This window comes from Metabacillus litoralis (assembly GCF_020524045.1).
Taxonomy (GTDB): Bacteria; Bacillota; Bacilli; order Bacillales; family Bacillaceae; genus Metabacillus; species Metabacillus litoralis_C.
In genome coordinates, this window is the sequence record NZ_JAIVKL010000029.1 from 17448 (window position 1) to 27909 (window position 10462).

At 34.5% G+C, this 10462-nt stretch carries 7 protein-coding genes; all 7 read right to left on the bottom strand.

Annotated features, from left to right (window positions below):
• Positions 1–11: 11 nt before the first annotated feature.
• The gene (locus LC076_RS23175; RefSeq protein ID WP_226671490.1) at positions 12–335 is read right to left on the bottom strand and encodes a DUF4870 domain-containing protein; all 324 of its coding nucleotides are present in this window, start codon (positions 333–335) and stop codon (positions 12–14) included.
• Between the two features lie 668 nt (positions 336–1003).
• Positions 1004–1903: a GNAT family N-acetyltransferase gene (locus LC076_RS23180; protein ID WP_226671491.1), complete on the bottom strand. Its 900-nt coding sequence runs from the start codon at positions 1901–1903 to the stop codon at positions 1004–1006.
• A 168-nt stretch (positions 1904–2071) separates the two neighbouring features.
• Positions 2072–4948 carry an excinuclease ABC subunit UvrA gene (gene uvrA / locus LC076_RS23185; protein WP_226671492.1) on the bottom strand — a complete coding sequence of 959 codons (2877 nt, stop codon included), beginning with the start codon at positions 4946–4948 and terminating at the stop codon, positions 2072–2074.
• 7 nt (positions 4949–4955) lie between these two features.
• Positions 4956–6941 carry an excinuclease ABC subunit UvrB gene (gene uvrB, locus LC076_RS23190; protein WP_226671493.1) on the bottom strand — a complete coding sequence of 662 codons (1986 nt, stop codon included), beginning with the start codon at positions 6939–6941 and terminating at the stop codon, positions 4956–4958.
• A 460-nt stretch (positions 6942–7401) separates the two neighbouring features.
• Complete coding sequence (locus LC076_RS23195; protein ID WP_226671494.1) at positions 7402–7635, bottom strand: DUF2198 family protein; 234 nt, start codon at positions 7633–7635, stop codon at positions 7402–7404.
• A gap of 39 nt (positions 7636–7674) precedes the next feature.
• A complete protein-coding gene (locus LC076_RS23200; RefSeq protein ID WP_226671495.1) occupies positions 7675–8124 on the bottom strand; it encodes a GNAT family N-acetyltransferase in 450 nt (149 codons plus the stop codon).
• Positions 8125–8378: 254 nt separating this feature from the next.
• Entirely contained in the window at positions 8379–9965 is a 1587-nt protein-coding gene (locus LC076_RS23205) for a peptide chain release factor 3 (RefSeq protein WP_226671496.1), read from the bottom strand.
• Between the last annotated feature and the right edge of the window lie 497 nt (positions 9966–10462).

The window sequence follows — 10462 nt, forward strand, 5'->3', positions numbered from 1 at the left end:
TTTTCTATCTGTTATACAGTCATTAATAGTTTAATTCCTTTAACAATATTCCAAATAAAAACGATAAGATTAATAATCCCCACAACAATTATGCCACCAAAAAAGACAGATAAAAAAGTTGCTTCTGTTGGATTAGAAAAACCACTAAATACAACAAGGATAATTAGTGCAATAATTGAAATAAACGGTACGATATGTGAAATTAATGCCTTTTTCGCATGTTCTTTAACTTCATGATGATCAACAATAAAATAAACTGCTATCGGTAACAAAAATGGGGCAAAAAACACACTAAAGTAATTTAATGAAGCAATTAATTTATTTGTTTTATCCATAAACCTCACTCTCCCTTCTTCTAATACGTATGAAAGTGAAAGAGGTTTCACGAATTAAATATAGTTTAATAGAAAAAAAGATAAAAATTTTTTTCAAAAATATATCCATTAATTAAGAAAATAAGCCTATTAAGTAATATAAGAAAAATGCAAGTTGCCTTGAGCTAGACATGAAGATTAAGTACATATTCTTATTAAAACAACAATGAAGATGGACGATAGACATGCCGAAGAAACTGAAAAAAATCGAGGATGAAATTGTTTCTTCTCTTGAAACAGATGAAGTGCAGGCAAAGTTAATAAATCAGCCGTACGAGTTAATTTATTAGAAGTAAAGGTGGAGAAGAGTTTTCGTTTTGATTATATAACTTTTATTTATGGAGCTGGGACATAAATAAACTAAAGAAGAATTAATCAGTTCAGCTGGAAAAACAAGTTCGTTCCATTGCGCTGCAGACACTCGCTTTCCTCTACGTCCCGTTGGAGACGAGTGTCTTCCCCTCCATTCCACTAGTTCTTAAAATAGTATTAAAAATCGAAAACATATCAAAAACAGCACAATCAGCAGTGTGTTAAAAATACCATTAAGATTTGATTTAACTAGACGTTGCTCTTAATAAAATGTCTCACAGATTAATTGACAACCCTTTCTTTCACACTCAATCACCTTACACTGTTAGATCATACTTAAAACAAGCAACTGCTTCAACCTGTTTAAAGCCTTCTTGAACATATAGTTTTTTTGCATGATCATTCTCCGCATTTACACATAAAATTGTTTTTTCATACGAGTGTTCTTGAGCAAATTTTAGTGCCGTTCTTAGTAAATTCCTACCTAGACCCTTGCCTTGATAATCAGGAATGATAGCGATAGGCCCTATATTCATTGTTGGTTCATTAAGGTAAACATCATCCGTACACCTCACAACTCCAATAGGTTTTTCTTGATGATAAAGAATCTTCATTCCACCTTCTAGATAGTCTTCACTAGAAAGCATCTTGGTTACATTCTCTGGATAAATCGGTGTTTCATTTCCTTGAAGCTTCGCAAATCCCTCATTTCTAACATTACACCAAACTTCTTCATCTTTTCTCTGTCTAAAATCTCTAACGGTGTATTCAGTGGAGTATGCTGGCTCCTCCACCTCTGTATTTTCTCTTACAAGAACAAATGAATATCTTTCTATTGTAAAATTCAACTTTTTCATTGTATTCATTAATTTTTCATTTTCAAGATTAATAAAAAGGAATACCTTCTCTAAGCCCTTTGTATGTAGTAGTATCTTCTCCAAAAGATAACGATAGCAACTAAAATCATCTACTTCAGAATGAAAAATACGAAAGCGAGCTTTTTTCCCTCGTTTATTGTATTCATCAATCATTAAGGAAGCAGTAGCCATAATTTCTCTTTCTTGATTTAAAATAAGGTAAGTAGGATGATCATCGTTGAGTTCAAAATCTCTTAGATCTTCATCGTATAAGAAGGAGTCATCAACATCTTTTCGATATTTCTTGCAGTAAGCAATGAATTTCTCTTTATACACATTTGTTAAAGCAATAGCTTCCATATCAATCATCCTTAAAAATAAAATGTACTACCAAAATATTTATTAGCTTTAGTTTAATTTACATTTAAATTTTTGTCTTCTATTACTGTAACTATTTAAGAGGTAACACTTCCAGAAAGCAAAAAAACTACTCCTGCTAATTCAAGAGTAGTTCTTTGCTTAATTATCCTATGATTGTGTTACTTCTTCTTTTTCTTTTACAAGCTTTCGCATACGTTCTCGGTCTCTTTCAATGACAGGTTTCAGATACTTACCTGTGTATGATTTTTCATTGTTCATAATATCTTCTGGTGTTCCTACTCCGATGATTTGGCCACCTTTGTCTCCACCTTCAGGACCTAAGTCAACAAGATAATCTGCTGCTTTGATCACATCTAAATTATGTTCAATAACTAAAACGGTATCACCATTATCAACTAATCGTTGTAGTACTTTTAGAAGACGTGCAATATCGTCAACATGTAAACCTGTTGTTGGTTCATCTAAAATATATAATGAGCGACCTGTTGATCGTCTGTGTAATTCTGATGCAAGCTTAACCCTTTGCGCTTCCCCACCTGAAAGAGTTGTGGCTGGTTGTCCAAGTGTAATATATCCTAATCCAACATCATAAATGGTTTGTAGTTTACGCTTGATTTTTGGAATATTTTCAAAGAAATGAACAGAATCCTCAACAGTCATTTCAAGAATATCAGAAATGTTTTTTCCTTTATATGTGACTTCAAGTGTTTCACGATTGTATCTCTTACCATGACACACTTCACAAGGAACATACACATCAGGCAAGAAGTGCATTTCAATTTTAATAATTCCATCTCCACGACAAGCTTCACAACGTCCACCTTTTACGTTAAAGCTAAAGCGACCTTTTTTATAGCCACGTACTTTCGCTTCATTTGTTGTCGCGAACACATCACGAATATCATCGAAAACGCCAGTATATGTTGCTGGATTCGACCTAGGTGTACGTCCAATTGGTGATTGATCTATATCGATGACCTTTTCCAGGTAGTCTATTCCTTTTACCTCTTTATGCTCACCAGGCTTTGCTTTTGCTTTATGCAGCTTTTGTGCCAGTGATTTATGAAGAATTTCATTCACTAATGTACTTTTCCCAGAACCTGATACACCTGTAACTGAAATAAACGTTCCGAGTGGAAATATCACACTTACATTATTTAAGTTATTTTCTTTTGCACCTTTAATTTCGATAAATCTTCCATCCGGTTTTCTTCGTTCATATGGTAGAGGGATAAATTTACGTCCTACTAAATATTGCCCTGTTAAGGAATTTTCATCATTCATGACTTCCTCTGGTGTACCTGCAGAGATAACTTGTCCCCCATGAATTCCCGCCCCAGGTCCAATATCGATTAAATAATCAGCAGCCATCATTGTATCTTCATCATGCTCAACAACAATTAATGTATTACCAATATCCCGCATATTTTGCAGCGTCTGAATTAATCGGTCATTATCCCGCTGATGTAAACCAATCGATGGTTCATCAAGAATATATAAAACACCCGTTAATCGCGAACCAATTTGTGTGGCAAGGCGAATACGCTGTGCTTCTCCACCTGACAGTGTTCCAGCTGCTCGATTCAATGTTAAATAATCAAGACCAACATTATTTAAGAAACCTAATCTCTCACTAATTTCTTTTAGTATTAAGTTCGCAATGGTCATTTCTTTTTTTGTAAGTGAAAGAGTATCAAAGAATGATAAAGAATCTTGAACTGAGAGCTTCGTAATTTCACCAATATGATTTCCTTGGATTAATACTGCTAGTGATTCTTTTTTAAGACGATGTCCTTTACATGTAGGACAATCTTGTTGACCCATGTATTTTTCCATTTGCTCACGAATAAAATCTGAGCTTGTTTCTTTATAACGACGCTCTACATTACTGACTACACCTTCAAATTGTATGTAATTTTCACGAATTTGGCCAAAATCATTTTCATAACGGAAATAGATTTCTTCTCCATCACTACCAAATAATATTTTATCCATCATATGCTTTGGAAGATCTTTCACAGGAATATCCATATCAATTCCGTAATGATTACAAACAGCTTCAAGCATTTGTGGATAATATTGTGAGCTTGTTGGCTCCCACGGTGCGATGGCATGCTGTTTGAGTGTTAAATCTTTATTTGGAAGAACAAGGTCTAAATCAACCTCCAGTTTTGAGCCTAATCCATCACAGCCAGGACATGCGCCGAAAGGACTGTTAAATGAAAACATTCTTGGCTCAAGCTCACCGATTGAAAAACCACATTGTGGACAAGCATGATGTTCACTAAAAAGAAGTTCTTCTTCACCCATGACATCAATCATAACCTTACCTTCACCAAGACGAAGTGCAGCTTCTAATGAATCAGCTAAACGAGATGCTACACCTTCTTTTACAACAATACGATCGATCACAACTTCAATTGAATGCTTCTTATTTTTTTCTAAAGAAATTTCATCTGAAAGCTCCTGCATTTCCCCATCAATTCTTACACGAACATAGCCTTGCTTTTTAATGTCCTCAAAAACCTTTACATGTGTTCCCTTTCGTCCTGAAACAATTGGAGCTAAAACCTGAAGCTTCGTTCGTTCAGGATATTCAAGAATTCGATCAACCATTTGTTCAATCGTTTGTGATGTGATTTCAATACCATGAATTGGACATGTTGGACGCCCAACACGTGCAAATAAAAGACGTAAATAATCATATACTTCTGTAACTGTTCCAACTGTTGAACGCGGATTTCGGCTTGTTGTTTTTTGATCGATTGAAATCGCTGGTGATAATCCTTCTATTGCATCAACATCAGGCTTATCCATTTGACCTAAAAATTGACGTGCATATGCTGATAATGATTCAACATATCGTCGTTGTCCTTCTGCATAAATCGTATCAAAAGCCAATGATGACTTCCCTGAACCTGATAACCCTGTTAAAACAACAAGCTTATCACGCGGTATGGTTACATCAATATTTTTTAAATTGTGAGCACGCGCTCCCTTCACAATTATATGTTCCATTGCCATCCTCGTTTCACCCCTCTGCTTTTAACTCTAAAATTAAATCACGTAATTCAGCAGCTCGTTCAAAGTTTAATGCTTTTGCTGCTTCTTTCATTTCTGTTTCCATTCCTTCTATTACTTTTTCACGTTCTTTCTTCGTTAATTTCGCTAATTTATTTGAAATCGGTGCATCGTATTCTTCAGTTGATTCAGCAGCCATTGTTGCACGAATACTATCACGAATTTCTTTTTGGATTGTTTTTGGAGTAACGCCATGTTTTCTGTTGTATTCTTCTTGAATTTCACGACGACGCTGTGTTTCATTTATCGCAATTTCCATCGATTTTGTCATTTTGTTTGCATACATAATTACTTGACCCTCAGAGTTACGAGCTGCACGACCTATTGTTTGAATTAATGAACGCTCTGATCGTAAAAACCCTTCTTTATCTGCATCAAGAATGGCGACTAGTGATACCTCAGGAATATCTAAGCCTTCTCTTAAAAGATTGATTCCAATGAGAACATCATATTTACCTAGTCGAAGCTCTCGAATAATTTCGATACGCTCTAATGTTTTAATTTCTGAGTGAAGATAATTTACCTTTATTCCAAGCTCTTTTAAATAGCTGCTTAGATCTTCAGACATTTTCTTTGTTAATGTTGTGATTAACACACGTTGATTTTTCTCAGTTCGATCATGGATTTCACCGATTAAATCATCAATTTGACCTTCGATCGGACGAACATCTATTGTTGGATCAAGTAATCCAGTTGGTCGGATAATTTGCTCGATCATCTCAGGTGAATGATCGATCTCATACGGACCTGGTGTTGCAGAGACATAAAGAATATTATGTAAATGCTTTTCAAATTCCTCGAATCGAAGTGGACGGTTATCCATTGCTGATGGCAAACGAAAGCCATGATCTACTAGCACCTGTTTTCGTGCTTGGTCACCATTAAACATTCCTCTTATTTGTGGAAGGGTAACATGTGACTCATCAACCACAATTAGAAAATCATCAGGAAAGAAATCGATCAGCGTATATGGAGTTGATCCTGATGGACGTAATGTTAAATGACGGGAATAGTTCTCGATTCCAGAGCAAAAGCCCATCTCTCTCATCATTTCAAGATCATATCTCGTTCTTTGTTCAAGACGCTGTGCTTCAAGCAGCTTACCATTTTCTCGTAAAACCTCTAATCGCTCTTCAAGCTCTGCTTCAATATTCACAATCGCTTTTTCCATCTTTTCTTCTCGGGTAACGAAGTGAGATGCTGGGAAAATCGCAACATGCTCGCGGTCACCTTTAATTTCACCTGTTAACGCATCAACTTCTCGAATTCGATCAATTTCATCACCGAAAAATTCAACTCGAATACATTGTTCATCTCGTGATACTGGGAAAATTTCTACAACATCACCACGTACCCGAAATGTTCCTCTACGAAAATCAATATCATTTCGTTCATATTGAACATCAACCAGCCTTCTTAATAGTTGGTTTCTCTCAATTTCCATACCTGTTCTTAATGAAACAACTAGCTCTTTATATTCTTCTGGAGATCCAAGACCATAAATACACGAAACACTAGCAATGATAATCACATCATTACGTTCAAAAAGTGATGAAGTTGCTGAGTGACGAAGTTTATCAATTTCATCATTTATACTTGCATCTTTTTCAATAAATGTATCTGTTTGTGGAACATATGCCTCTGGCTGATAATAATCATAGTAGCTAACAAAATACTCTACAGCATTGTTAGGGAAAAAATCCTTGAACTCACTATAAAGCTGTCCTGCTAGTGTTTTATTGTGAGCAATAACGAGTGTAGGTTTATTAACCTCTTTAATCACATTTGAAACAGTAAAGGTTTTCCCTGTTCCTGTTGCTCCAAGTAATGTTTGATGTTTTTTCCCCTGCTGTATTCCTTCAACTAACGAAGTAATCGCCTTAGGCTGATCACCTTCTGGTTTGTATTTTGAGACTAATTCAAATTGCTCGCTCACGCATAAGCCTCCATTCGATTTCAATTAACTACATATTACCATAAATTTATATAAAATGACTAAAAATACGAACTAAAGTTCGTATTGTTTTTTTAAATGTGAATTTCTTGCCATGTAATTGTTAGGTAGTAAAGAGTCCGTTTCATTTCGCTCCACTATTAAGACCTTAAATAGTTAGATCTTTTAAAAGAAACTAAAGATAAAACACATAGCTTTTATAAAATGTATTGCTGCAAATAATTTTTTTTTTACTCATCAGATAGGACTCTTAATGAACACTCATATCTTAATACATTCTTTAAATAGTTGGATCATTTAGTGAGATTATATATATTTCTTTAATACCCAATGAAATATAGCTTCAAAAATATCCTTATCCTCAATTTGGAAAATTGAAAAAAGAGCTATTTCTATTTCTAGTAGCTCTTTTAAGTATTCCTTTTTATGTAGCTTGTCAAACCTATTTCTTCTTGAGAAGATCTGCCTTCATTTTACGGGCGTAAAAAAAGCCAACTGATAGTGAGATAAAATCGAAAACCATAATGAGCCACGTATCTGTATAGCCTCTTGAATAAGATGCAAGTAAGAGAGCTGCTGTTAATGCGGTTCCAACATAATGGTTATAGCTAACACGTGTGAAAAGTAACACAAGTAAAAAAGGTAAAGTTAAAGCTAAGATTGCTTTTAAAACCATTAGAAATCTCCTATTCAAATATAATCAATTGATAAACCTTTACGATTCTGATAAAGAAAGATTGTAGAAATAAACAGATTCCTCTTTTTCATAACCTACACTTTCATAAAGAGCTTGTGCTTTGTTATTATCTTTTGTTGTTTCTAATAAAATCCCTGCGGCGTTTGTTTCTTCTGCAAGCTTTTTTGCTGCATTCATAAGGGCTTTACCTACTCCATGACGGCGATAGTCTTCTGCAACAAACAAATCATTTAACAGCCATTTCCGATTCATACCAACTGAAGTGAAAATTGGATATAATTGCACAAACCCCATTGGAATTTCTCCATCCAACGCTAGGAAAATAACTGATTCCTTCATAGACATTCTTTCTTTTATAAAAGATGTTGCTCCTTCTATATTTGAGAGCTGATTATAAAAAACTCGATAATCATTAAACAATGTTGCAACTTGATTCAGTTCAGCTAATTCCGCTTTAATAATATTCAACTTAATCCCCACGCTTTTTAGCTCTATCATAACATGTGCAATGAAAAAGAGGCTAATTCAAATGAATGAACTAACCTCTTGAGATAGGCTCTTTTCTGAAAGATTGTTACTATTGACCTAATAACAAATTTAAAACAGTGTTTAATCTTATAAAAGGGACTAATTAGAAAAGAAAAGATGCCACTAGATTTTATACAGTGATATATCCTTCATCTTACTACAAGCAACAAAGATTATGAATATAGCCTAGATCATTATTTTTGTGATGTTGTACCTTGATAGTCATTTTCTTCTAATAAGTCAACAAGCTCAATTTCCTTCTGATTTTCAAGGAAGTATCTTAATGTAAATTCGTTTTCAAATAAAACAGCATATGCACCAAAACGATCACGGACAAGCATACTTCTTGAATCAAAGAAACGCTTTTCAAATTTCTCACTTTTGATCCAACGTGGAATTCGTTCACCTAATGCAGTAAATTCGATGTCTACATTATATTCTGCCTTCATACGGTATTCAAAAACCTCAAATTGAAGCTGCCCAACCGCACCTAGAATGATCGAATCATTCAGTTCTTGGCGATAAAGCTGAATTGCACCCTCTTGAACGAGCTGTTCAATTCCTTTTCTAAACTGCTTCGCTTTCATCACGTTTTTCGCTTGAACTCGTTTAAATAATTCTGGTGGGAATTGTGGTAATTCTTCATATTGATAAGACTCTTTTCCACCGATTAACGTATCTCCTATTTGATAAATATTCGGATCATAAATCCCAATAATATCACCTGGATATGCTTCATCTACTGTATCACGATCTTTCGCCATAAAAGCTTGAGTTTGATTCAGCTTAATGGTTTTATTGGTTCTGCTTAAATTCACACTCATACCACGCTCAAATTTCCCAGAACACACACGAAAAAAGGCAATACGATCACGATGGGCTGGATTCATATTTGCTTGAATTTTGAAAATGTAACCAGAAAATTGATCTTTTTCAGGCTCAATAAGCCCTTGATCTGTTTTACGTGGCTGTGGCTGTGCAGCAAATTGAAGAAATGTATCAAAAAACGTTTGAACACCAAAGTTTGCTAAAGCACTACCAAAGAATACTGGTGTAAGCTCTCCTTTTTCTACACGCTCAGGAGTAAATTCATTACCAGCTTCTTCTAGAAGTTCAAGCTCACCTAATGTATCTTGATAAATAACACTTTCTTCAATATCAGTACCAGCAATTTCATCTAAAGAAATAATTTCTTCTTCTTCATCACCTTTAAAACGGACAAATTGATTATTGAATCGATCATGAATACCTAAGAAGCGTTTACCACTTCCAACAGGCCAGTTCATTGGATATGACTCAATTCCAAGCACCTCTTCGATTTCAGAAAGAAGCTCTAGAGGATCTCTTCCTTCACGATCAAGTTTGTTGATGAAGGTAAAGATTGGAATGCCTCTCATTCTACATACTTTGAAAAGTTTGATTGTTTGAGGTTCTACACCTTTTGTAGAATCTATAATCATCACAACACTATCAACTGCTGTTAGTGTACGGTAAGTATCTTCACTAAAATCTTCATGTCCTGGTGTATCCAGGATATTCACATGAAAATCATGATATGGAAAGCTCATAACACTTGATGTAACAGAGATTCCACGTTTTTTCTCAATCTCCATCCAGTCAGATGCTGCATACTTTCCTGTTTTCTTTCCTTTTACTGTTCCTGTTGAACGAATAATTTGTCCAAAGAAAAGTAATTTTTCGGTTAACGTCGTTTTCCCTGCATCCGGATGCGAGATAATAGCAAACGTACGTCGTTTATTTATTTCCTTTTGTAAGCTCATTAGCAATAACCTCTTTTATATAAATTCGTGTTTCAAATATACTACAAAGCAAGAGAAAGAACAATTTGTTATCATAATTCCTTATACATTTTACTATATGAATGTTCGAGTAAATTATCTACTTGACTTCTTTTTTGTTCTTCATCCTATACGATTTTTCAAATGTCATATTTTTCATTTATTAAATTGCCTAGAAGAAGCTGGGAAATATGTATTTAAGCTAATGACAAAACCCGAATTATTAGGCTATAGTTCAACTGATCTTTCGCTTAATAATTCGGGTCTTTATTTGCAGTCATCAATAGATTTTTTGATTTTGTTTACTATTTTTAAGAACTTAGTGACATGGAGCGGAAGACACTCGACTCCTACGGGAATAGAGGAGAGGCCACTGAAAAAGTCTCCAATTATAATTTTGTGAAGGTATTCGATGAATTTCTCATTGAATACCTTTTTCTTGTTATATAATTAATGTATTAATTATAGGTGGTGTGGTA